Source organism: Enterococcus olivae (assembly GCF_053760925.1).
In genome coordinates this window covers 1-21,475 of record NZ_JBSMVT010000029.1, presented here as the reverse complement: position 1 = coordinate 21,475, position 21,475 = coordinate 1, and the positions used below count along the sequence as shown (strand labels likewise).

21 protein-coding genes are annotated in these 21,475 nt (G+C 42.0%); 12 read left to right on the top strand and 9 right to left on the bottom strand.

All coding sequences use genetic code 11. The annotated features are described in order from the left end of the window. Positions 1–9 precede the first annotated feature (9 nt). From ACWODM_RS14180 to ACWODM_RS14160, 5 genes are all read left to right on the top strand, one after another. Complete coding sequence (locus ACWODM_RS14180; RefSeq protein WP_455322004.1) at positions 10–1,011, top strand: thiamine pyrophosphate-dependent dehydrogenase E1 component subunit alpha; 1,002 nt, start codon at positions 10–12, stop codon at positions 1,009–1,011. A 13-nt stretch (positions 1,012–1,024) separates the two neighbouring features. Next, positions 1,025–2,008 (top strand): alpha-ketoacid dehydrogenase subunit beta, encoded by a 984-nt coding sequence (locus ACWODM_RS14175; protein ID WP_455322003.1) that lies wholly within the window; start codon positions 1,025–1,027, stop codon positions 2,006–2,008. Positions 2,009–2,019: 11 nt separating this feature from the next. Continuing rightward, positions 2,020–3,258, top strand: a complete 1,239-nt coding sequence (locus tag ACWODM_RS14170) for a dihydrolipoamide acetyltransferase family protein (protein ID WP_455322002.1) — start codon at positions 2,020–2,022, stop codon at positions 3,256–3,258. A 17-nt stretch (positions 3,259–3,275) separates the two neighbouring features. Continuing rightward, on the top strand, positions 3,276–4,667 hold the full coding sequence (gene lpdA, locus ACWODM_RS14165) for a dihydrolipoyl dehydrogenase (protein WP_455322001.1): 1,392 nt from the start codon (positions 3,276–3,278) through the stop codon (positions 4,665–4,667). Between the two features lie 126 nt (positions 4,668–4,793). Beyond that, entirely contained in the window at positions 4,794–5,153 is a 360-nt protein-coding gene (locus ACWODM_RS14160; RefSeq protein WP_455322000.1) for a PTS glucitol/sorbitol transporter subunit IIA, read from the top strand. 235 nt (positions 5,154–5,388) lie between these two features. On the opposite strand, the gene ACWODM_RS14155 is transcribed toward ACWODM_RS14160, so the two are convergent. Continuing rightward, entirely contained in the window at positions 5,389–6,135 is a 747-nt protein-coding gene (locus tag ACWODM_RS14155; RefSeq protein ID WP_455321999.1) for a DeoR/GlpR family DNA-binding transcription regulator, read from the bottom strand. 268 nt (positions 6,136–6,403) lie between these two features. Between ACWODM_RS14155 and ACWODM_RS14150 the strand changes: the two genes are divergently transcribed. Genes ACWODM_RS14150 through ACWODM_RS14130 form a run of 5 tightly spaced genes read left to right on the top strand, consistent with a single transcriptional unit; the run spans position 6,404 to position 10,701 of the window. Beyond that, positions 6,404–7,090, top strand: coding sequence for a ribulose-phosphate 3-epimerase (locus tag ACWODM_RS14150; RefSeq protein ID WP_455321998.1), 687 nt, complete (start codon positions 6,404–6,406; stop codon positions 7,088–7,090). A gap of 16 nt (positions 7,091–7,106) precedes the next feature. Continuing rightward, positions 7,107–7,664, top strand: a complete 558-nt coding sequence (gene hxlB / locus ACWODM_RS14145) for a 6-phospho-3-hexuloisomerase (RefSeq protein WP_455321997.1) — start codon at positions 7,107–7,109, stop codon at positions 7,662–7,664. A gap of 9 nt (positions 7,665–7,673) precedes the next feature. Beyond that, a complete protein-coding gene (locus tag ACWODM_RS14140) occupies positions 7,674–8,843 on the top strand; it encodes a mannitol-1-phosphate 5-dehydrogenase (protein ID WP_455321996.1) in 1,170 nt (389 codons plus the stop codon). Positions 8,844–8,845: 2 nt separating this feature from the next. Continuing rightward, positions 8,846–9,280, top strand: a complete 435-nt coding sequence (locus ACWODM_RS14135) for a PTS sugar transporter subunit IIA (RefSeq protein ID WP_455321995.1) — start codon at positions 8,846–8,848, stop codon at positions 9,278–9,280. An 11-nt stretch (positions 9,281–9,291) separates the two neighbouring features. Continuing rightward, positions 9,292–10,701, top strand: coding sequence for a PTS mannitol transporter subunit IICB (locus tag ACWODM_RS14130; RefSeq protein ID WP_455321994.1), 1,410 nt, complete (start codon positions 9,292–9,294; stop codon positions 10,699–10,701). A 52-nt stretch (positions 10,702–10,753) separates the two neighbouring features. Here the strand turns inward: ACWODM_RS14130 and ACWODM_RS14125 are convergent, their stop codons facing one another. Together ACWODM_RS14125 and ACWODM_RS14120 are read right to left on the bottom strand one after the other, a co-directional pair. After that, complete coding sequence (locus ACWODM_RS14125) at positions 10,754–11,059, bottom strand: MFS transporter (protein WP_455321993.1); 306 nt, start codon at positions 11,057–11,059, stop codon at positions 10,754–10,756. Further along, positions 11,059–11,811, bottom strand: a complete 753-nt coding sequence (locus tag ACWODM_RS14120; protein ID WP_455321992.1) for an MFS transporter — start codon at positions 11,809–11,811, stop codon at positions 11,059–11,061. Before ACWODM_RS14120 ends, ACWODM_RS14125 begins: the two co-directional genes overlap by 1 nt. Positions 11,812–11,940: 129 nt before the next feature. Here ACWODM_RS14120 and ACWODM_RS14115 point away from each other — a divergent pair, with 129 nt between their 5' ends. Continuing rightward, complete coding sequence (locus tag ACWODM_RS14115; protein WP_455321991.1) at positions 11,941–12,417, top strand: LysR family transcriptional regulator; 477 nt, start codon at positions 11,941–11,943, stop codon at positions 12,415–12,417. Continuing rightward, positions 12,414–12,836, top strand: coding sequence for a LysR family transcriptional regulator substrate-binding protein (locus ACWODM_RS14110; protein ID WP_455321990.1), 423 nt, complete (start codon positions 12,414–12,416; stop codon positions 12,834–12,836). The genes ACWODM_RS14115 and ACWODM_RS14110 overlap by 4 nt, the downstream gene beginning before the upstream one ends. A 157-nt stretch (positions 12,837–12,993) precedes the next feature. Here ACWODM_RS14110 and ACWODM_RS14105 read toward each other — a convergent pair whose 3' ends face one another. The 6 genes from ACWODM_RS14105 to nrdH all read right to left on the bottom strand — a co-directional run bounded on the left by ACWODM_RS14105 (position 12,994) and on the right by nrdH (position 20,913). Next, complete coding sequence (locus ACWODM_RS14105) at positions 12,994–13,158, bottom strand: hypothetical protein (RefSeq protein ID WP_455321989.1); 165 nt, start codon at positions 13,156–13,158, stop codon at positions 12,994–12,996. 86 nt (positions 13,159–13,244) lie between these two features. Continuing rightward, complete coding sequence (locus ACWODM_RS14100; RefSeq protein WP_455321988.1) at positions 13,245–15,008, bottom strand: ABC transporter ATP-binding protein; 1,764 nt, start codon at positions 15,006–15,008, stop codon at positions 13,245–13,247. Continuing rightward, a complete protein-coding gene (locus ACWODM_RS14095) occupies positions 14,995–16,737 on the bottom strand; it encodes an ABC transporter ATP-binding protein (RefSeq protein WP_455321987.1) in 1,743 nt (580 codons plus the stop codon). The genes ACWODM_RS14100 and ACWODM_RS14095 overlap by 14 nt, the downstream gene beginning before the upstream one ends. Positions 16,738–17,398: 661 nt before the next feature. After that, complete coding sequence (gene nrdF, locus ACWODM_RS14090) at positions 17,399–18,364, bottom strand: class 1b ribonucleoside-diphosphate reductase subunit beta (protein WP_455321986.1); 966 nt, start codon at positions 18,362–18,364, stop codon at positions 17,399–17,401. A gap of 27 nt (positions 18,365–18,391) precedes the next feature. Continuing rightward, positions 18,392–20,551, bottom strand: coding sequence for a class 1b ribonucleoside-diphosphate reductase subunit alpha (gene nrdE / locus ACWODM_RS14085; protein WP_455321985.1), 2,160 nt, complete (start codon positions 20,549–20,551; stop codon positions 18,392–18,394). A gap of 137 nt (positions 20,552–20,688) precedes the next feature. Continuing rightward, positions 20,689–20,913: a glutaredoxin-like protein NrdH gene (gene nrdH / locus ACWODM_RS14080; protein WP_455321984.1), complete on the bottom strand. Its 225-nt coding sequence runs from the start codon at positions 20,911–20,913 to the stop codon at positions 20,689–20,691. Positions 20,914–21,475 lie beyond the last annotated feature (562 nt).

The window sequence follows — 21,475 nt, the reverse complement described above, 5'->3', positions numbered from 1 at the left end:
AGAAATAAAATGACAAAAACAGAGAACATGTCGATTAAAAACAGTGCTGGATTAACAGATGAAGACTTGAAACACATCTATCGAGTGATGTGGGAAATTCGTTTCTTTGATGAAAAAGTCGATCAATTGTTCGCACAAGGCCTGATCCATGGGACGACCCATTTGGCAGTTGGACAAGAAGCCACCGCTGCCGGCAGTGGGGCTGTTTTACGCAAGACAGACTGGATCACGGCGACGCACCGTGGACACGGACACACGATCGCCAAAGGAACCGATGTCAATGCCATGATGGCCGAGTTGTTCGGACGGACGACTGGAACCAACAAAGGCAAGGGTGGATCGATGCATATTGCCGATCTGGATACCGGAAACCTAGGCGCCAACGGCATCGTTGGTGGCGGCTTCCCGATCGCCGTTGGGGCGGGTCTGACAGCGAAAATGAAAGGCTTGGACCGAGTGGCGTTAGCCTATGCCGGTGACGGCTCGACCAATGAAGGCAGCTTCCATGAAGCGGTCAATCTAGCGGCTGTCTGGGATTTGCCGGTGATTTTCTTTATTGAGAACAACCAATACGGCATGAGTGGTTCGGTGAAAAAAATGACCCGTGTCAAACAATTGTCGGATCGTGCCCAAGCCTACGGGATCGAGGGTGTGACGATCGATGGCAATGATTTGATGGCGGTCATCGAGACGACCCATCGTGCCGCAGAGAAAGCCCGTCAAGGGGGCGGACCGACGCTGATCGAAGCCTTGACCTATCGCTGGAAAGGACATTCCAAATCCGATGCGAAAAAATACCGTACCAAGGAAGAAGAAGAGACCTGGCGCAAAGAAAGGGACCCAATCCGTCGTGCGAAGGAGACCTTTGTTGCCGCTGGAGTGTTGACGGAAGAAGAGGCCGAAGCCATCCGCCAACAAGCCAAGCAAGCGATCGAAGACGCTGTGACCTTCGGAGAAGAAAGTCCAGTCGTTGCCGTGGAAACCATGTACGAAGACGTATACGCAGAGTAGGAGGAACAGCGAGATGAGAGAAATCACATACGCAGAAGCAGTCAGAGAAGCCCTTTCTGAAGCCATGCGCGAAAATGAAGAAGTCTTTATGTTAGGCGAGGACATCGGCGTCTATGGGGGCGCCTTTGGCGTCAGTCGAGGAATGGTCGAAGAGTTTGGGGAAGAGCGGATCCGTTCGACACCGATCTCTGAATCGGCGATCGCCGGTTCTGCCGTAGGGGCAGCCATGACCGGCATGCGACCGATCTTTGAGATCCAGTTTTCGGATTTTGTCACGATCGCTCTGGATCAGATTGTCAATCAAGCAGCGAAGATTCGCTACATGTACGGCGGCAAAGCCAAGATTCCTTTGGTGATGCGCACGCCAGGTGGTTCAGGGACCGGTGCGGCTGCCCAGCATTCCCAAAGTTTGGAGAACTGGACCGCTCACGTTCCGGGATTGAAAGTGATCCAGCCAGCGACAGCCTATGATGCCAAAGGTTTGTTGCATGCGGCTATCGAGGACGACAATCCGGTGATGTTCTACGAGCATAAATTGTGCTACCGCACCTCCAGCGATGTGCCGGAAGGCAAGTACGTGATCCCGATCGGAGTCGCAGACATCAAAAAAGAAGGCAGCGATATCACGGTGGTAGCCACAGGGATCATGGTCCACAAAGCTTTGGAAGCGGCGGCTATTTTAGAGGAAGAAGGCATTGCCATTGAAGTTGTCGACCCACGAACCCTGGTGCCTTTGGACAAGGACACGATCGTGCAATCGGTCATCAAAACCGGTAAAGCCGTGGTGGTGACCGAAGCGGTCAAACGCAGTGGATTTAGTGCAGAGCTGGCGAGTGTGATCGTGGAGAACGAATCCTTCGACTTCTTAGACGCACCGGTGGTGCGTTTGGCAGGAGCAGAGATCCCGATGCCGTATCATCCAGAGTTAGAGAAAAAAGCCGTGCCTCAAGTAGAAGATATCGTGGAGACCTGCCGCAACTTGATGTCGCAGAAATAGGAGGAGAAAGAATGGCACATGAAGTCTTAATGCCGAAACTAAGCTCAACCATGTCTGAAGGCACCATCACGGTCTGGTTGAAGAACGAAGGCGATCCAGTAGAGATCGGCGAAGCAATTTTTGAAGTGATGACCGATAAAATTGCCATTGAAGTGGAAGCCTATGAAGAAGGCCTGTTGTTGAAACGCTATATTGGCGACGGCGAGAGCGCGCCGGTCAATGCCGTGATCGCTTATATCGGGGAAGCTGGTGAAGAGGTCCCAGAAGAGATGCCTGGCCAAGAGACCGAAAAAGAAGCAACGAGCACAGACACTGTGGAAGAGACTCCGACAGAAGCGTCGACGGTTGAAGTTGCCACGGAGAGCGCTTCTCCAGTCGAAGCCAAAAACATTCGGGCAACCCCAGCGGCTCGTCGGATCGCCCGTGAAAAAGGGTTGGCGTTAGCGATGATCCAAGGCACAGGTCCCAAAGGACGAATCCAAGCACTGGATGTCAAAAACTATCAAGCACCGAAAGCGGCTGCGTCAACGGCCACTGCCGAAGAGACAGTCCCAACGGGTAAACTAGTGCCTTGGAGCAGCATGCGTCAAGTGATCAGTGAACGCATGGTGCACAGTAAGACCACCATCCCACATGTGACGATGACAGCCGAAGTCGATCTGACCCAAGTCATCGAGCTGCGCCAACACTTGTTGCCACTAGTGGAGGCACAAGTAGAAAAACGCTTGTCGTATCTAGAAATCATTGCCAAAGCGGCGATGGTGGCTTTAAAAAGCTATCCGATTTTCAATGCCCATGGACTCGCAGAGGGAATCCAATACCACGACCACGTGAATCTAGGGATTGCTGTAGCGGTAGAAGAAGGCTTGGTAGTTCCCGTGATTCCACAGGCCGATCGGATGGGCTTGAGTGACCTGACCCAAGCCGTTAAAGAACAAACCGCCAAAGCCCGCAAGGGACAATTAACGCCGGCGGAGATGAGTGGGGGGACCTTTACCATCAGTTCCTTAGGCAAAAGCACGGTCAAGACCTTCAATCCAATCATCAATGCACCGGAGGTCGCGATTTTGGGTGTCGGAGGCATGTACGAACAGTTAGCGCTGGATCCAGACAGTGGAGAAGTCTGCCACCAGTCACGGGTCAATCTGAGTCTGTCCTTCGACCATCGGGTCGTAGACGGCGCACCAGCTTCGGCCTTTCTTAGCCAGATCGTGGCGCTTTTAGAAAATCCGTTCGGTTTGTTGTTGTAGGAAAGCGAGGGCAAAGGATGACAAAGAAAACAGAAACAGTAGTAATCGGTTCCGGACCGGGAGGCTATGTGGCAGCGATCCGTGCCGCCCAGCTAGGACAAAAAGTCACGATCGTGGAAGGCAAGCACATCGGCGGTGTCTGTCTGAATGTGGGCTGTATCCCGTCGAAGGCCTTGATCCATGCCGGACATACCTATCAAGAGTCCTTGCATGCCAGTTATTTAGGGATAAAAAACGCCCAGACAACGTTAGATTTTACCGCGACTCAAAAGTGGAAGGACGAAACCGTCGTCCGTACCTTAACTTCAGGGATTCGGATGTTGTTACAAAAAAACAAGGTTCAGATCGTCGAAGGGCGAGCACGTTTTACTTCGGCGAAACAGCTCGCCGTGCAAACCCAAACAGGGGCAGAGACGATCGATTTCCAACAAGCGATCATCGCCACTGGCAGTCAGCCAATCGAGATCCCTGGCTTTGCCTTTGGCGGTCGCGTGATCGATTCTACCGGCGGACTGTCCTTGAAGGAAGTGCCAAAGAAGCTGGTGATCATCGGTGGTGGAGTGATCGGTTCCGAATTAGGAGGCGCCTATGCCAACTTAGGAGCTGAAGTCACCATTCTGGAGGGTTCGCCCCAACTGTTGCCGACCTATGAAAAAGACTTGGTCCAGGTTGTGGAAACCTCCTTTAAGAAAAAAGGGATTCAAGTCGTTACGAATGCGCTAGCTAAAGCAGCCAAGGATGATGGCCAGCAAGTGACCGTTACCTATGCAGTCAAGGGCAAAGAGACGCAGGTGACCGCCGACTATGTGATGGTCACGGTGGGCCGGAAGGCCAATACCACGGATCTAGGTCTAGAGAAAGCCGGTATTTCAGTTGACCCCCGAGGCTTGATCCCGGTCAATGACCAGTACCAGACCAAGCAAAAGCACATCTATGCGATCGGCGACATCGTCGAAGGCCCCGCTTTGGCACATAAAGCCAGCTACGAAGCCAAGGTTGCGGCAGAAGTCATCAGTGGTAAGAACGTGGCCAAAGACTACCGGGGGATCCCAGCGATCTGTTTCACAGATCCCGAGATCGCCAGTGTGGGTCAAACCCTGGCGGAAGCCAAAGCCGCTGGCAAACAAGCCAAAACGGCGACTTTTCCTTTACAGGCCAATGGTCGTGCCTTATCGTTAAATGCCACAGAAGGCTTTGTTCGTTTGGTCTTTGAAGAAGAGACCGAACTCCTTCTAGGCGGCCAGATCGTCGGTATAGGTGCCAGTGACCTGATCGCAGAAATCACCTTGGCGATCGAATCGTATTTGACCTTGGAGGACATTGCCTTGACGATCCACGGACATCCGACCTTATCGGAAACGATCATGGATGCGACCGAGATCGGTCTAGGATTACCAATCCATATGTAAAATATTTGTTATTTTATTAGTTGTTATAATTGATTAAGTGATATATTATAATAACAAAAGAGATAACATGACTGTTTTTAAGTTGAACATGAGTTATTTCTGGTGTAAAAAGAAGGAGGAGATTTTTTGTTAAAAAGTAAAGTTCAGGAAATTGGAGAATTGGTTTCCGCTTTTGAGGAAGAAATGTTGATGATTCTATTTGGACCAGAAGCAACAGAAGAGCTGAAATCTATTTGCGTTATCCACGAATTTGAGGAGCAACCTGAAAATGTGCTCAAAGCTGGAACTAAAATCGAAATGGGTGGACAAACATATACGGTCACTCAAGTCGGAGATGCAGCGAACCAAAACTTTGAAGAGCTAGGACATATCTCTATCTACTTTAGAACGGGTGAAAATGAAATTTTACCTGGAGCAATCCTCGCAGAACCGGAGATCTTCCCAGATATTCAAATTGGTGAGACGATTAAATTTATTAATGAGTAATAAACATAAAATGACTGTCTGAAACATTTTTAGTTGTGACAGTCATTTTTATATATTCTAATTCGTTCAAAAATTTAAAGAAAAATCTTGAAATCATCCAAGAGATTACTAGGAACTGAACGTTTATGGATCGGGAAGACAATGGATTTAGTAGACATAAAAAAAACGAAATAAAAGACTGTAGTTCTCTTCAGAAGAGGAAAACTACAGTCTTTTTTCAGTTGACATTAGTCATTTAAACGATTGTGATTTTTTTTGCTGTATAAGCAGCAAGAACATTTTTGTCGATTTTGTCTGTAACGATATAAGTGAGAGTATCTGTTGGACAAACGACTTGATTGGAGACTGTTCCAAATTTATTGGAGCTAACCAAGCCTAAAACCTCCGTAGAGACTTCTACCATTTTCCGTTTCACCTGTGCTTCTGGCATGGTAGGGACACTTAAACCAATTTGTGGGTCGATATTGTAGATCCCCATGATGTACAAATCTACTTTCATCAAATCCAGACTTTGAACAGTATCAATGCCTAAATTGACCATTGATTGTTTATACAAAATACCACCTAGTGAGATGACTTCAATGTTATTGTGATAAGCCAGTGCAGTAGCAATCGGTGGACTATTGGTAATGATCGTTGCTCTAAAGTTTAATGGAATATTTTGGACAAGATGGAGATTACTTGTGCTTCCATCTATTAAAATCACTGTGTCTTCTCTTAATAAAGGCAAAGCTTTTTGCGCCAATTCATTTTTTAAGTCCAGATTTTCACTGCTACGCTGCTGAAAATCTACGACGGGCGGTCCCAGTCTTAAGGCCCCGCTATGTACTCTTCTAAGCAAGCCTTTGCTATCTAATTCTCGCAGGTCTCTTCGGATAGTATCTTCAGAAACATTTAAACGTGCCGTTAAGTCTGTTGCAATAACTTTTTTTTCCTTATCTAAAATTTCTAATATCAATTGTTGTCGTTCAGCTTTTATCATCGAAATCACCTCGAGAAAATGTTTACATATATGCTTTATTATAGCATTTTAATTGAGACAATGACATGTAGTCAGCATAAATACTCCCCTAATTAGAAGAACTCTGCAGTTTTCCACCTGATTAAATGCCTATAAATGCCTTTTTTACAAAAATTTTTAAATTATTTTGCACAAAACACGCAAAAACAAGTAATTAAATTAATCGTTAGTGTTGACAATTGCTTGTTTAGGATTTATCATGTGGTCATAAAGCAGAGGAGGTTCCATTATGAAAAAAGTTGTTTACTCACCATCTATCATGTGTGGTGATTTAGTAAATTTAGAAAAAAGCATACGAGAAATTGAAGCCATCAAAGCAGACTCACTTCATATCGATGTGATTGACAGTAGTTTTAGTCCTAGCATGCCTTTAGGTCTAGAGACAGTTAAACGAATCAGAGAAGTAACAGACATGCATTTGGATGTTCATGTTATGTCAGTCGATAATGAATATTTTGTTAAAGAGATCAGCCAGATGAATATGGACAGCATTACTTTTCATTACGAAACTAGCTTACATGTAGATCGTTATATCAATTTAATTAAAAACTCTGGAGCAAAAGTAGGAATCGCATTAAATCCAGCCACTTCATTGTCTGTATTGGAATTTATTTTGCCGCAAGTCGACATGGTTTGTCTGATGTTGATCAACCCAGGTTTTGCAACTGATAAAAATGAAAAACAAATCCCTTATGCTGTAGAAAAGATCAAGCGATTGAAGCAAATGATTGATGAGCAAGGACTAGATGTAGAGATTCAAGTAGATGGTCGGGTGTCATTGGAAGCGATTCCTCGGTTGATTGAAGCGGGTGCGGAAAACCTTGTATTAGGAAGTACAAGCCTGTTCATCAAAGGAAATAGCTTGCAGGAAAATAAAAAACAGCTGGACGAAATCGTTGCAGCAGTCAATCAATAGGAAGGAGGAAGAAGAAATGGAATTTAAACAAATACAGAAAAAAATCGTTACAGAAATATCAGAAACAATGAATGGAATCTCTGAAGAACAAGTATTGCAGGTGGCTCACGCGATCAGTCAGGCAGAAAAAGTGTTCTTTGTCGGTGTGGGAAGAGTGTTGCTTTCATTGGAAGGAATTGCTAAAAGACTGGCCCATTTGGGTGTGTCAACGGTTGTTGTCGGTCAGATCACAGAGCCAGCGATCACAGAGAACGACTTGCTGATCGTAGGTTCTGGTAGTGGAGAAAGTGCTTTTCCATTAGCCATTGCGAGAAAGGCAAAACAATTTGATGCTAAGGTCGCTCATATTGGTTCGAACCCAAATAGTTCAATGAAAGAATACGCAGACTATTTCGTTCGCATTCCTGTACAAACGAAGTTGAATTTAGAAAATGAAGTAAGCTCTGTACAGCCAATGACGAGTTTGTTTGAACAATCTTTGTTGTTACTTGGAGATACAATCGCGTTAATGATGATTGAAGAAAATGAAATCGACATGCATGGATTATGGCGCTTCCATGCCAATTTAGAGTAGGTGATAAAAATGAAAGCAGTTCATTTTGGTGCAGGAAATATCGGCAGAGGATTTATAGGAAATGTGCTCCATGACAATGGATTTGAAATCACTTTTGTAGATACAAATGATCAAATCATTCAGCAAATTAATGAAGATAAAGGCTATGTGGTCGAATTATTGAACGAGAAGCAAACGCGGATTGTTATTGATCAAGTTCAGGCTCTCCACAGTATTCGAGAAGAAGAGCAGGTGATCGAATCTTTAGTGGAAGCTGATCTGATCACTACTTCTGTAGGTGCACAGAACTTGACCTACTTGGCACCTGTGTTAAAAAAAGCACTGCTGTTGCGAGCGGAAAAAGAAGGATCGATCAATCTTTTGGCGAACGAAAATGTGATCGGTGCTAGTGATTTATTGAAAAAAGAAATCCATTCGATTTGTTCAAAAGAAGAATGGGAGCGGATTCTTTCGATTACTTATTTTGTCAATACAGCAATTGATCGTCAGGCATTGTTAAAAGAAGATAATGGCAAACAAATTGCAGTTGTTGAACCCTATTTCGAATGGGTGATAGATGCTAATGCAATAGACCCTCAGACAGCTTTTGAATTAAAAAAAGTAAAATTAGTTACTGATATGACGCCATTTATTGAAAGAAAACTATTTATCGTCAATGCGGAACATGCAGCCTTTGCGTATTTAGGTGCATTATTAGGATATATGACGGTACAGGAAACCATTCGAGATGAGTCGTGTAAACAGTTAGTCTTAAAATTCATGCAGGAAAATGAAGCATATTTTTTAAGTGAATATGATATGAAAGATGACGAATTAGAAACATTTATTCAAAATACTTTGAAGCGACATGGAAATCCAGTAATTTCAGATGATGTTCATCGTGTGGGGCGCTCTCCGCTCCGCAAATTGAATCGTCAGGATCGTCTGATAGCTCCTGTGATGAAACTAGAAGAATTAGGTTTGAAAAATCAAGCTGGAAAAAAGATCATTGCTGCGGGATATCTTTATGCTAATCAGGAGGATGAAGAAGCAGTCAGACTTCAGCAACTTATCAAAAAAGTAGGATTCAAACAAGCAATCCAAGAGATCTCGGATATTTCCGAGAATATCGCTCAGGAAATTTCAGAAATTGCAGAAAAAGCGAAAGTCGATAAGAAAACGATTTTTACGGAGGATTGAAAATGATTGGTGATGTATTAAAAGGAAAGACACAATTTAAAACAGAAGTTAGTTCTTGGCAGGAAGCAATTCGACTGGCTGCTCAGCCTTTACTTGAGAACCAAGTGATCGAACCTCGATATATTGATGCAATGATCGATAATGTGATCGAAAACGGCAATTATATCATCATTCTTCCAGAAATTGCCATGCCACATGCACGACATGAATTTGGTGCATTGAAAACAGGAATCAGTTTTTTAAAAGTTGACAAAGCGGTACTCTTCCCAAAAGATACACCGGTATATTTATTCTTTGTTCTATCTGCAGAAACAAATGATGGACATTTGGATTTATTGGCAGATTTAGGAGAGATTCTTACAGATGAAGAAAAAGTAAGCGCATTAAAAAATGCAACATCCGAAGCAGAAGTATTAGAGATAGTGTCAAATGAATAGGAGGAGAAAAATTGGATAAACAAGCAAATGAAAAAGTATCACTAAGAGCAAAAGTGCAAGCATTTGGTGGGTTTCTAACAAATATGGTATTGCCTAATATCGGTGCTTTTATTGCCTGGGGGATCGTTACTGCATTATTTATTCCAACAGGATGGATTCCAAATGAGTCATTTAATGAATTAGTCAGTCCAACGATTACTTATTTACTGCCATTGTTACTTGCTTACACTGGCGGACGTATGGTTGGTGGGAATCGCGGGGCTGTGCTAGGAGCAATCGGAACAATGGGGGTTATTATTGGTGCAGACATCCCAATGTTTTTGGGAGCTATGATCATTGGTCCTTTGGGTGGCTGGTTGATGAAAAAAACAGACAAGTTTTTAGAAGATAAGATTCCTGCTGGTTTTGAAATGGTTGTTAATAATTTTTCTATTGGAATCGTTGGCTTTGTATTGATGCTTGTTGCTTATCGATTGATCGGTCCAGTCATTCAGGGATTAAACATGGGTGTGACGAATGCTGTTGAAGCGTTGGTAGCTACTGGATTTCTGCCATTACTTTCGCTGATCAATGAACCTGCAAAGGTCTTGTTTCTGAACAATGTGATCGACCAAGGGATTTACTATCCTTTGGGAATGCAGCAAACACTGGATGTGGGAAAATCGATTTATTTTATGGTTGCTTCTAACCCTGGTCCTGGACTAGGATTATTGTTAGCCTACACGTTCTTTGGCCAAAAAGCAGCGAAGCGAACAGCACCGGGTGCAATTATTATCCATTTCTTTGGTGGGATCCATGAAATGTACTTTCCTTATGTGCTGATGAAACCTTTGACGATTCTTTCAATGATCGCTGGGGGCATGGCTGGAATCGTAACCTTCCAATTATTTGGTGCAGGTTTAGTTGCTGGTCCAAGTCCAGGATCGATCTTTGCCTACTTGGCATTGACACCACGAGGCAACTTTGTTGGAGTCATTGCTGGAGTATTAGTAGCGACGATCGTCTCTTTCTTAGTCACGATGCTGATCTTAAAAACAGACAAAACTAAGGATGAAGAAGACAGCTTTGAAGAGAATCTAGAAAAAAGTAAACAAATGAAAGCAGAAGGGAAAAATCTGCTGAATACAACGAAATTCACTAAAATCTCTTACGCGTGTGATGCAGGGATGGGATCGAGTGCAATGGGAGCAACGACATTCAAACGTAAATTACAAAAGCTCGGTGTAGATAATGTTGAAATCAAAAACTACCGAATTGAAGAAGTACCAGTTGATAGTGAGATTGTTGTTGTGCATAAAGATCTGGCAGAGCGAATGAGGAAAGCGAATCCAGAGATCCGAATTGTGGCTATTTCAAATTATTTGCAAGATCCGTTAATCGACGAGTTGGTGGAAGAAGTCCTTGCTGTAAATAAAAAGTAGAATAAAGCTCAAAAAAACCTGATGAAACGTATAATTTCATCAGGTTTTTAAACTAGGCTTTATCCAAAATCTTCTTATTAAAAACAAAATAAAGGAATCCAGCGATCAATGTTAAAACAGCCATACTGATATAGACGCCTTGATAATGGATCAGAGGAACCAATGCACCTAGAATAGAAGGGCCAATCCCAACACCGGCATCAACGACTGCCAAGAAAGTCGAAGTTGCTAATCCAATCCGATGTGGAGGTGCTACTTTGACAGCAATGGTTTGTCCACTGGAAATGAAGGTACCAAATCCGGCACCAATGAACACAGCGGATAATAGTAGAATGAAACCATTGCTAGCAATCCCCATTAAAAACAATCCAATATAAAAGAGATAAAGGTAGGGTACATGACGAAATTTTCTCCCTTGTCATCCATCAAACGACCAGCAAGCGGACGAGAAAATAAAATAGCGATAGAGTAGACAATAAAGAAGAAGCTACCTGCAGTAATTAGATCGATTTCTTTTGTGTAAGAGGTCAAAAAGCTGACGATACTTGAATATCCAATCCCTAGTAGAACACCGATCATACCAAGTACCAATAAAAAGATACTCAATGTGATGATCGTCTGAAAGGACAATTGGCGAACAAGAAACATCCCCAACATCGGACCGATAGCAGAAGCTAAAGTGGTACTTAAAGAATAGTAACCAATCCCTTCCCCACGACATTCAAATGGAATAAGCTGTACAACGACTGTGCTTGTTACGACGGATACGGAACCGAATCCGATCCCATGAATCAATCGAACCAATAATAGCAAACTTAAATTTCCTGCAATATAATAGAAGAAAGAAGAAATAAAATAAATGCCTAAACCAATAAACAACATTTTCTTGTATCCGATTTTTTCAATAATGCTACCTGTCACGATCCGAGCGATCAAAGCACCCAAGATAAAAATCCCTACAGCACTACCTGCTTGACCAGGTGTAGCATCCAATGAATCCATTGCAAATTCAGCAATAATGATCATCAGTAGATAATATACCAGATAGATCAGAAAGTTGATGAGGGACACAGTAAGAAAATCTTTTGACCAAAGTTTTGTTTTTTTCAACGAAACTCCTCCTTGTTTGTAAATTTCAAAAAAATTTCTGAATTGTTTTCATTATACGGGTTTTTGTTTATAATATGAAATATATAATAAGTCATATATTCATTCTTTTTGGCTATAAGGAGAGGGGAAATGGAATTACGTCAATTACGCTATTTTCAAACAGTCACCCATTTGGAAAATATGAGTCAAGCAGCGAAAGAATTGCATATCGCACAGCCTTCGTTAAGTAAGTCAATTGCAGATTTGGAAGAAGATTTGGGAGTTAAATTGTTTGATCGGGTCAGAAAGAGAATTCAGTTGAATCGTTTTGGGAAGCTGTTTTTAGAATCTGTAGAAAAGATCTTTCGGGAAATAGAATACAGCAAATATCATTTGAATCACTTAGTGGAAGAGGAAGAAAACAGTGTGACGATAGGTGCCTCCTCTTCCAGATTTTTACAGGACTTGTTTCAAACTTTCTTTTTACAACATGCGAAGAGACGCTTTAAGATTGCTCACATTACTCGTCAACCAATGTTGGAAGCCAAGCTGCTGGATGGAGAAATTGATTTAGGGATTTTTATCTGCCGACAACCCATCCTGAGATTGCTAGTCAGCCGCTATTGACCGAAGAAATCTATTTGGCTGTTCCGCCTGATCATCCTTTGGCAGACAGAAAAACCGTCCATCTAAGTGAAGTGGCAGAGGAGCCTTTCATCAGTGTGACTTCTGATTATGCATTTGGAGAAATGGTCAAACTTTTCTGCTATGAAGCTGGCTTCACGCCAGATATCGCTTTTGAGATCGAAAGCTTTGATTTTATCATTCAGTTGGTATCTGCTGGCTTCGGTGTGACTTTCGTGCCACATTCCTGGACAGAGAGCAATCATCGAAAGTTGCCGCCATTGTTGCAGATAAAAGCCCCTGTTTGTCAGCGTGCGATTTGGCTTTCTTGGGTGAAGCAAAGATACCAGACTCAAATAGCCAAGGAGTTCCAAGCCTTTGCCACAGATTTTTTTCAAGAAAAACTAGTAAAGGAACTATGACAGCAGTCGTTTAACAGTAAAATATCCGAACAAATAGAAGCTTGCTTCGACGATCCCAATGGTCCTCGTCGCAAGTTCACCGAGACTTGGTGAACGTCCTTCTAATTTGTTCGGATATTTTTTTCTTGTCTGTTCTTATGTCATAGTTCCTGTACAGTTACTCTTTCTTATTGTTCTTTTTCTTATTGCTCCCGAGTGAAGACAAGCCGATCGCAAGAAAGGAAAAACCTAAAATCCAAAAAGTCGTTTGTCGTCCACTGAAACCAATAATCAGAAAAACAAGCCCTACAATAAAAAAGACACTTAAATAATTTTTTTCCATAGAAATCTGCTCCTTTTACTAGCAAGACAACTTCTTCCAACAGGTGCTTCTTTAAGTATAAGATTTTTTTGCAGACTGTACAAGGATTAGGCTACTTCACTATTTTCAGAGACTTTGGCTTGTAGGCGATACATTTCGGCGTACTGCCCGTTACGATCCAATAGTTCCTGATGAGTGCCGCATTCTTTGATCACGCCGCTATCTAATACAAGGATCTGGTCTGCATTTTGGATCGTAGACAGGCGATGAGCAACGATAAACGTTGTTCTGCCTTCCTTGACGACATCCATAGCATGCTGAATGATCTCTTCGGTCTGTGTATCGATATGAGACGTCGCTTCATCTAAAATCAAGATCGCCGGATCACTTGCCAGTGTGCGGGCAAAAGCGATCAGCTGTCGTTCTCCAGAAGATAGCGACTGTCCTTTTTCAACAACGGGTTCGTGGATTCCTAAAGGCAGTTTGGCGATCAGATCTTTTCCGCCGACTTTTTCGATCGCATCCAGAATGATTTCATCTGTAATCTTCGGATCGTTCATACTGATATTGCTGGAGATCGTTCCACTGAAAAGATAAGGTTCCTGCAAAACGATTCCCATGTGTTCGCGAATACTTTCACGGTTGTATTTTGAAAGCGGATGGCCATCGATACGGACTTCGCCTTGTTGAGGATCGTAGAAGCGGAACAAAAGATTGATGATTGAGCTTTTACCAGAGCCAGTATGACCGACCAATCCAATGGTTTCTCCTTTTTTGGCAGTGAAATCAATGGTTTTTAACACCGGTTGCTCAGGACGATAGCCAAAGGTCACCTGATCGAATTGAACATGTCCGGCTGTTAAAGGAAGAATGTTTGAACTATCTTCTTCAACAGGTTGATCTAAGAGTTCGAAGACACGCTGACCGGCAGTTATGGCTTGCTGTAGCTGGGACATCAAGCGGACTAGCATCAGGATTGGATCAAACAAGCGCGTTACATAGTTGATGATCACATAAACGATCCCGATCGAGTAACCAAGGATTCCATCTACAAATTGTGTACCAAGAGCCATCAATACGCCAAAAGTCACAAGATTCTTGATCAGCGAGGAAAAATCCCAAGACAAGATGCCGTCCAGACGAATTGATTTCAAGCGTGTATCTAGCCAAGTCTGATTGATTTCTTCAAATTCTTCGCTCATGCTTTCCTGACGATGAAACAGTTGCACGATCGAGACTCCTTGGACGATTTCTGCTGTCTGACTGTTCAAGTCACTAACGGCTTCCCGCCATTTTTTATTGATCGGTGTGGCCAGTCGGATATAAAGGTATTGCCAAACAGCGAAGAAGGGCAACAAGCCCAAGAGTGCCAGGCCAATCGTGCGGCTGACTAAGAATAGGGCGATATAGATCGCGATGACGGTCAGGAGGTTGATCAAGACCATATTACTGACGGTCATAAAGAAGTTTGTCCGCAATAATTCGGTATCATTGACGATTCGTGCCGAGATTTTTCCGGCAGGTTTGTCATCAAAGTAGGAAACAGGCAGCTTTTGCATATGTTCGTGGGCTTCGTCACGCATCACTTTGCTGACGCGATTGGATGCATAAGCCAGTAAGATATAACTAAAATAACCACTCAAGGAACTAAAAAGTGTCACGAGCATAAAGAAGCCAAATTTTTGGATCAGAAGCTCCAACATGACCGGCTGCTGTGTAGCAATCTGCTCTGAGACATAGTCGATCAATTCTTTTCCGATCATTGGCGCATAGATCGATGTTCCTGCTGAAAGCATTGAAAGTAACACACCAAAAAGAAAGGTTGTTGGTTCATGACGAAAATAACGGAGCAGTCGATTAAATGTTTTCAAGTGGGTTCACCTCCATTTGTTGATTCATATATTGTTGATAATACCAGCCTTTAGCAGCTAGCAATTCTTGTGGTGTTCCTGCTTCAACGATTTTGCCGGCTTCCATCACCAAAACTTGATCTGCTTGAGCAACCGCAGATAAACGGTGAGTGATGATGATATTGGTCTTGTCGTTGCGCAGTTGTTGGATATTTTCGATGATCGCCCGTTCGGTTTTGGCATCGACGGCGGACAATGAATCGTCTAGGATCAGTAGATCTGGTTGCCGGATCAAGGCACGAGCGATCGAGACTCTTTGTTTTTGTCCTCCAGAGATGGAGACACCTTTTTCACCGATCAGTGTTTCCAGACCTTCTGTCATGCGGGCAAGATCCTTGGCGAAATCCGCAGAATCGATGGCAGTTTCCATTTCTGCTACTGTTGCCTGAGCATTACCGAAGCGAATATTGTGTCCGACGGTTTTTGAAAACAGAATATGCTCTTGTGGAACATAGCCGATCAAGCCTTCTAGTTGAGCGATTTGATAATTATGGATCTGTTGTCCATTGATAGTGATCGTTCCGGTTGGACTGACTGGATACTGGCGTAAAAGTTGTCGGATCAAGGTTGTTTTTCCACTTCCTGTTTTGCCGACGATCCCCAAAGTTTGTCCACGTTTTAGTTGGAAATCAATGCCTTTGAGCGTAGAGTCATCGCTGCTTGGATATTGAAAGACATAGCGTTGAAAGTCAATCTCTTCGATCTTTTCAATCGTCTGTGAGCCATCTTTTTCCATCTGGTCGTCTGCTTGCAGCAGTTCTTCGATTTTGCGGAAGGAGACATTTCCTTGTTGATAGACCAACACGATGTCTGAAAGTCCCCAGATCGCTCCACTAAGCATTCCCAAATAGATTTGCAGGGTGATCAATTCGCCGATCGTCATTTGTCCCTGACTGATCAGATAACCACTGTAAGTCAAACCGATCGCTGTACTTAAACCAGTCAACAGTTTAGCTGTTTGATTGACAGCACCATTGTAAAGGACTAAATTATTGGCCTTTTGTAGGACTTCGCTGGTACGTGTTTGAAAACGAGACTGTTCCAGTTCTTTTTTTCCATATGCACGCATGACACGTACGCCATCGACCACTTCAAGCACCTCGTTACTTAACTTGGCTACTGCATCGCGATTCCCCTCATAAAGAACATCGACTTTTTTCCATAAACGAAAAACGATATAACCGAACAGAAAGAGCGGCAGGACACTGACGATCGAAACTTTCCAGGAAATCGTCAACATCATGATCGCAAAAATACTGACGGTCCACGTCACATTAGATACGATCAACATAAAACCGTAACCGATCGTATCTCCCAGATAATCGATGTCACTGGTCATCCGAGTCATTAGATCGCCTGAACGAAAGCGTTCGTAGAAGGGCGTTCGTAGATTCAGCAATTTTCGGTAAACTTGGCTCCGGAGTTCTGACTGGTAACGATAAGACTGGCTGAACAATGCCAATACCCAGGAAACGTCAACCAGATAAATCAGTAGAATACTGACTAGAAAAGCAATCAATAATTGCCAAAGCGATCCGTGATCCAAAGTTTGGCCGACGATCCCATCGACAAATTGTTGAATGATATAGTTTGGAACCAAGGTCAATCCTGAAGATAGGATCGCAAAAAGAGTCGCTAAACTATAGACAAAGGGATGTTTCTTGATATAAGACCAAAACGTTTTTAACATAATCAATAAATTCCTCACTTTCATAAACAGAAATAATTTCTGCTTTTTTGGTAAAAAAGCGCACAAAAAAGCCTATACATCGCAGAATCAAACATTTCCACAATCTATAGGCTGTCATTACATAATAAACTAACAAGAAATAAATTCAGTTTACAAAAAAACTGACGTTATAACAAAGCCGTCACCGCGAAAGGAGTCTGATGATTCAATTGGATTAAAGAAAACTTTTTTACGTTGTACATGAGTCATGCTCCTTTCTTAAAAATTTTTTTGCTTTTTTACTCAACGCTTACAATTTACTATAACTATTTCCAGAAGTAAAGCATTTTTTTCGCAATTTTTAAAACAAATGAAAAAACAGGCACTTTTTATTTGCTCAACAAAGTGATAAGCAAATAAAAAAACGAGAAAAAATCTCGTTCTTTTAAGTTGAATGGGGAAGATACGATCACACTAAGACAGCTTCAAAAAGAAAAAGATAGACAACGTGTTTGTTATTTTTTCTTTTGGGGAAGAACTCTTTTTCTTCTGAAGATGACACTTCGTAGTGTAGAGAAAAAACAGGGCGACAACTATCGAATCATGTGAAAAGAAACGAACAAAATTGTTAAATTAAATAAAAAAACTCACTGAACGTGATCGCGTTCAGTGAGTTGCTGGTTTAGTCTAAACCAATCAAATAATCGTCATCCTTCATTGCTTCAACAGTTCCTAATAAATAACCGTTTCCGACTTGGGAGAAGAAGTCATGGTTGCTGGTTCCAGTAGAGATTCCGTTCATGACGATTGGGTTGACGTCATTGGCAGTATCAGGGAAGAGTGGGTCATGTCCTAGATTCATCAATGCTTTATTCGCATTGTAGCGTAGGAAAGTTTTGACTTCCTCTGTCCAACCGATCTCATCATATAACTGTTCGGTATACTTTTCTTCATTTTCATAAAGCTCATACAACAATTCATACATCCAGTCTTTCAATTCCTGCTGTTCGTTTTCTGGCAACTGATTGAAGCCTAATTGGAATTTATAACCAATGTATGTCCCGTGAACGGATTCGTCACGGATGATCAGCTTGATGATCTCTGCCACGTTAGGCAGCTTGTTGTTTCCTAAATAGTAAAGTGGTGTGTAGAAACCTGAATAGAACAGGAAGGTTTCCAAATAAACACTGGCAACTTTCTTTTGTAGAGCTGTGCCATTCTTATAGATCTCATTGATGACTTCTGCTTTTTTCTGCAAGAATTCATTGGTGTTGGTCCATTCAAAAATTTCTTCGATCTCCGCTTTGGTATTCAACGTGCTAAAAATAGAAGAATAGCTTTTTGCATGGACCGATTCCATGAATTGAATGTTATTTAATACCGCTTCTTCATGTGTCGTGCGAACATCTTTTTTCAATTGATCCATGCCACTTTCTGATTGGATCGTATCTAAAAGAGTCAAACCACCAAATACATGACCGATCATTTCTTTTTCTTTGTCGGAAAGACCACGCCAATCGTCTAAATCATTGGATAGAGGAATACGTGTATCTAACCAGAATTGTTCCGTTAGTTTTTCCCAGGTGGATTTGTCGATGACATCCTCGATTTCATTCCAGTTTATTGCTTTGTAATAGCTGTATGCCATGAAAAAGGCCTCCTCTTGATTTTTCGATTAAATAACGCAGCTTTCACATTGGTTGCTGCCGATTTCTTCTGCATCGTCCGTAAAGGTACGTACATAGTAAATCGATTTGATGCCTTTGTGGAAGGCATAGTGACGTAAAATATTTAGATCACGAGTCGTTTGTTTAGTTGTTTCTTTCCATTCATACAAACCTTCAGGAATATCTGAACGCATGAACAGAGTCATGCTCATTCCTTGATCAATATGTTTTTGAGCGGTCGCGTAAATATCGATGACTTTGCGCATGTCCATATCATAGGCTGATTTGTAATAGCCGATCGTATCATTAGACAAATGTGCTGCCGGGTAATAAATTTTACCGATTTTCTTTTCTTGACGCTCTTCGATCAGACGAGTGATCGGGTGTAGGCTGGCACTTGTGTCGTTGATATAAGAAATCGAGCCGTTTGGAGCCACAGCCAGACGGTTTTGATGGTAGAGACCATCTGTCTTAACTGCCTCTGCCAATGCTTGCCAGTCTGCGCCTGTCGGAATAGTAATACCTTCAAACAAGGCAGTGATTTTTTCTGATTTTGGCTGATAATCCGCTTGGATGTAAAACTCAAAATAGCGGCCGTTGGCATAGTCAGATTTTTCAAAGTTATGGAAGACTTCACCACGTTCTTTTGCGATGTGGTTACTTTCCATCAGTGTCCAGTAGTTCAGTAGCATGAAATAGATATCTGTGAATTCGATCGACTCAGGAGAACCATATTCCATCTGATTTTTTGCAAAATAAGTATGCAGACCCATGGCACCCAGACCAATCGTGTGGTTCAATTTGTTACCATTTTGAATAGAAGGAACCACGTCGATATCTGAAGCATCTGTGACATAAGTCAAGGCGCGTGTCATGGTACGTACAGATTTTCCAAAGTCAGGACTTTCCATCAAATTGACGATATTTGTTGAGCCTAGATTACAGCTGATATCTGTACCCAATTCTTCGTACTCTTGTTTGCCGTTCAAAAGAGAAGGCTCTTGGACCTGTAAGATCTCTGAGCACAAATTACTCATGATGATTTTTCCGTCAACAGGGTTGGAACGGTTAGCTGTATCAATATTGATAATATATGGATAACCTGATTCCTGTTGTAGCTTAGAAATTTCATTTTCCAAGTCACGAGCACGAATCTTTGTTTTCCGAATGTTTGGATTTGCGATCAAGTTGTCGTATTCCTTGGTGATGTCCACATAAGAGAAGGGCACACCATATTCTTTTTCTACACTGTAGGGACTAAATAGGTACATGTCTTCATTTTTGCGGGTCAATTCATAAAATTTATCAGGAACGATGACACCTAAAGAAAGGGTCTTGACGCGAATTTTTTCATCAGCGTTTTCTTTTTTTGCAGATAGGAAGCTGATGATGTCCGGATGGAATACATTCAGATAAACCACACCTGCACCTTGACGCTGACCTAGCTGATTGGAGTAGCTGAAGCTATCTTCAAACAATTTCATGACAGGCATCACACCGCTGGCTGCCCCTTCGTAGCCTTTGATCGGCGCACTAGCCTCGCGTAAGTTAGACAAGGTAATTCCGACCCCCCCGCCGATACGTGACAATTGGAGCGCAGAATTGATGCCGCGACCAATAGAATTCATGTCATCTGTCAACTGGATCAAGAAACAAGAAACCAATTCACCGCGTCGTTTTCTTCCGGCATTTAAGAAAGAAGGCGTCGCTGGCTGGTAACGTTGATGAATCATCTCATTGGCCAAAGAAAGTGCCAATTCCTCGTCGCCATTTGCAAAGTACAAGGCGTTAAAGGCAACACGGTCTTCGTAGCTTTCCAAATAGGATGTACCATCATTGGTTTTAAGCGCGTACTGAGAATAAAATTTATAGGCCGCCATAAATGATTTGAAAGTAAAATTTTGCTCATCCAAGAATTCATAAAGTTTTTCAAGAAATTCTGGACTGTATTTGCGGATGAAGGCCTCTTCCAAATAGTCGTTATTGATCAAAAATTCAACTTTTTCGTTAGCCGAAGCAAATGTTTGGGTATTTGGTTCTACATTTTCTTTAAAGAAGGCATCAAGTGCTTCTTTGTCTTTATGCAAAGGGATCTGTCCATTGACTGGACGGTTGATCTCATTGTTCAACTTGAAATAACTCACGTCTTTCAATGCTTTTAAACTCATACGTGTACACAACCTTATCTCTAGATTTTTGACTACCGACACTATTTATTACGCAAGTGTCATAAAAAAAGAAGGACTTGTTAGTCACAGGTGACGGACAAATCCTACATATACTTTTGTAATTATGAACAAAAATATTAGCTAGCTAATTGACGAAGCTGATCTGGACGAAATCCAACAACAGTCGTTGCATCAGACGTGATTACTGGCACGCTTTGGAAGCCTTGCTCTCTTAAGAAATCGACTGCACTTGGTTCGTTGTCAATGTTGATTTCTTCAAAGTTGATATTGTTATCTGATAAAAAGCGTTTCGCCATTTTGCATTGCATGCAGTTGTTTTTTGAGAATAATTTAATATTCATGTGTCATTCCTCCAGTTCAATTCCATGTTTTTAATATAAGAATAGTATAATGGAATTTAGGAGAAAGTCAATTAGAAAATACTATATATTGTGTTTGTGAATTTCGAAAATACTATTTGTTGTGGTTTTTTAAAAGACTTTTTACAGTTTGTTTTGATAGATAGAGGGTTTGAAATGAAACAAGCTTTATCTATTGTATAAGAAAAATTGAAAAAAGTAAAAAGAAAATTGGATTGTGAAAAAAGTGTCAATTGCTTGTTTGAGAGAAGAGAAAAAGACGAAAGAAAGACTTTTCGACTTTGGAATAGGGATGGAGAAACTCTTTCGATTTGGTCGAATCTATTCAAGTCGATAGGTCGACTGGTTTAGAGAGGAAGATGAGTCTTGGAGGGAAAAGTTCTCTTGATTTTTCTTTTGAACGAGTTGTTTTTTCTTCCTGAATAATTCATAGCTCAATATTTAATCTATTTTATCGAACGAATAACCTATTTTGAAATAAGGTCAGGTATTTTCTCTAAAAATAATCTGTTTTCAGACTGTATACTCTTGGATAAAGCTTTTT

What these genes read in the sequence shown, in the direction of transcription:
- ACWODM_RS14180 (WP_455322004.1), top strand. Translation starts at nt 10, where the DNA reads ATGACAAAAACAGAGAACATGTCGATTAAAAACAGTGCTGGATTAACA.
- ACWODM_RS14175 (WP_455322003.1), top strand. Translation starts at nt 1,025, where the DNA reads ATGAGAGAAATCACATACGCAGAAGCAGTCAGAGAAGCCCTTTCTGAA.
- ACWODM_RS14170 (WP_455322002.1), top strand. Translation starts at nt 2,020, where the DNA reads ATGGCACATGAAGTCTTAATGCCGAAACTAAGCTCAACCATGTCTGAA.
- lpdA (WP_455322001.1), top strand. Translation starts at nt 3,276, where the DNA reads ATGACAAAGAAAACAGAAACAGTAGTAATCGGTTCCGGACCGGGAGGC.
- ACWODM_RS14155 (WP_455321999.1), bottom strand. Translation starts at nt 6,135, where the DNA reads ATGATAAAAGCTGAACGACAACAATTGATATTAGAAATTTTAGATAAG.
- ACWODM_RS14150 (WP_455321998.1), top strand. Translation starts at nt 6,404, where the DNA reads ATGAAAAAAGTTGTTTACTCACCATCTATCATGTGTGGTGATTTAGTA.
- hxlB (WP_455321997.1), top strand. Translation starts at nt 7,107, where the DNA reads ATGGAATTTAAACAAATACAGAAAAAAATCGTTACAGAAATATCAGAA.
- ACWODM_RS14140 (WP_455321996.1), top strand. Translation starts at nt 7,674, where the DNA reads ATGAAAGCAGTTCATTTTGGTGCAGGAAATATCGGCAGAGGATTTATA.
- ACWODM_RS14135 (WP_455321995.1), top strand. Translation starts at nt 8,846, where the DNA reads ATGATTGGTGATGTATTAAAAGGAAAGACACAATTTAAAACAGAAGTT.
- ACWODM_RS14125 (WP_455321993.1), bottom strand. Translation starts at nt 11,059, where the DNA reads ATGGGGATTGCTAGCAATGGTTTCATTCTACTATTATCCGCTGTGTTC.
- ACWODM_RS14115 (WP_455321991.1), top strand. Translation starts at nt 11,941, where the DNA reads ATGGAATTACGTCAATTACGCTATTTTCAAACAGTCACCCATTTGGAA.
- ACWODM_RS14105 (WP_455321989.1), bottom strand. Translation starts at nt 13,158, where the DNA reads ATGGAAAAAAATTATTTAAGTGTCTTTTTTATTGTAGGGCTTGTTTTT.
- ACWODM_RS14095 (WP_455321987.1), bottom strand. Translation starts at nt 16,737, where the DNA reads ATGTTAAAAACGTTTTGGTCTTATATCAAGAAACATCCCTTTGTCTAT.
- nrdF (WP_455321986.1), bottom strand. Translation starts at nt 18,364, where the DNA reads ATGGCATACAGCTATTACAAAGCAATAAACTGGAATGAAATCGAGGAT.
- nrdE (WP_455321985.1), bottom strand. Translation starts at nt 20,551, where the DNA reads ATGAGTTTAAAAGCATTGAAAGACGTGAGTTATTTCAAGTTGAACAAT.
- nrdH (WP_455321984.1), bottom strand. Translation starts at nt 20,913, where the DNA reads ATGAATATTAAATTATTCTCAAAAAACAACTGCATGCAATGCAAAATG.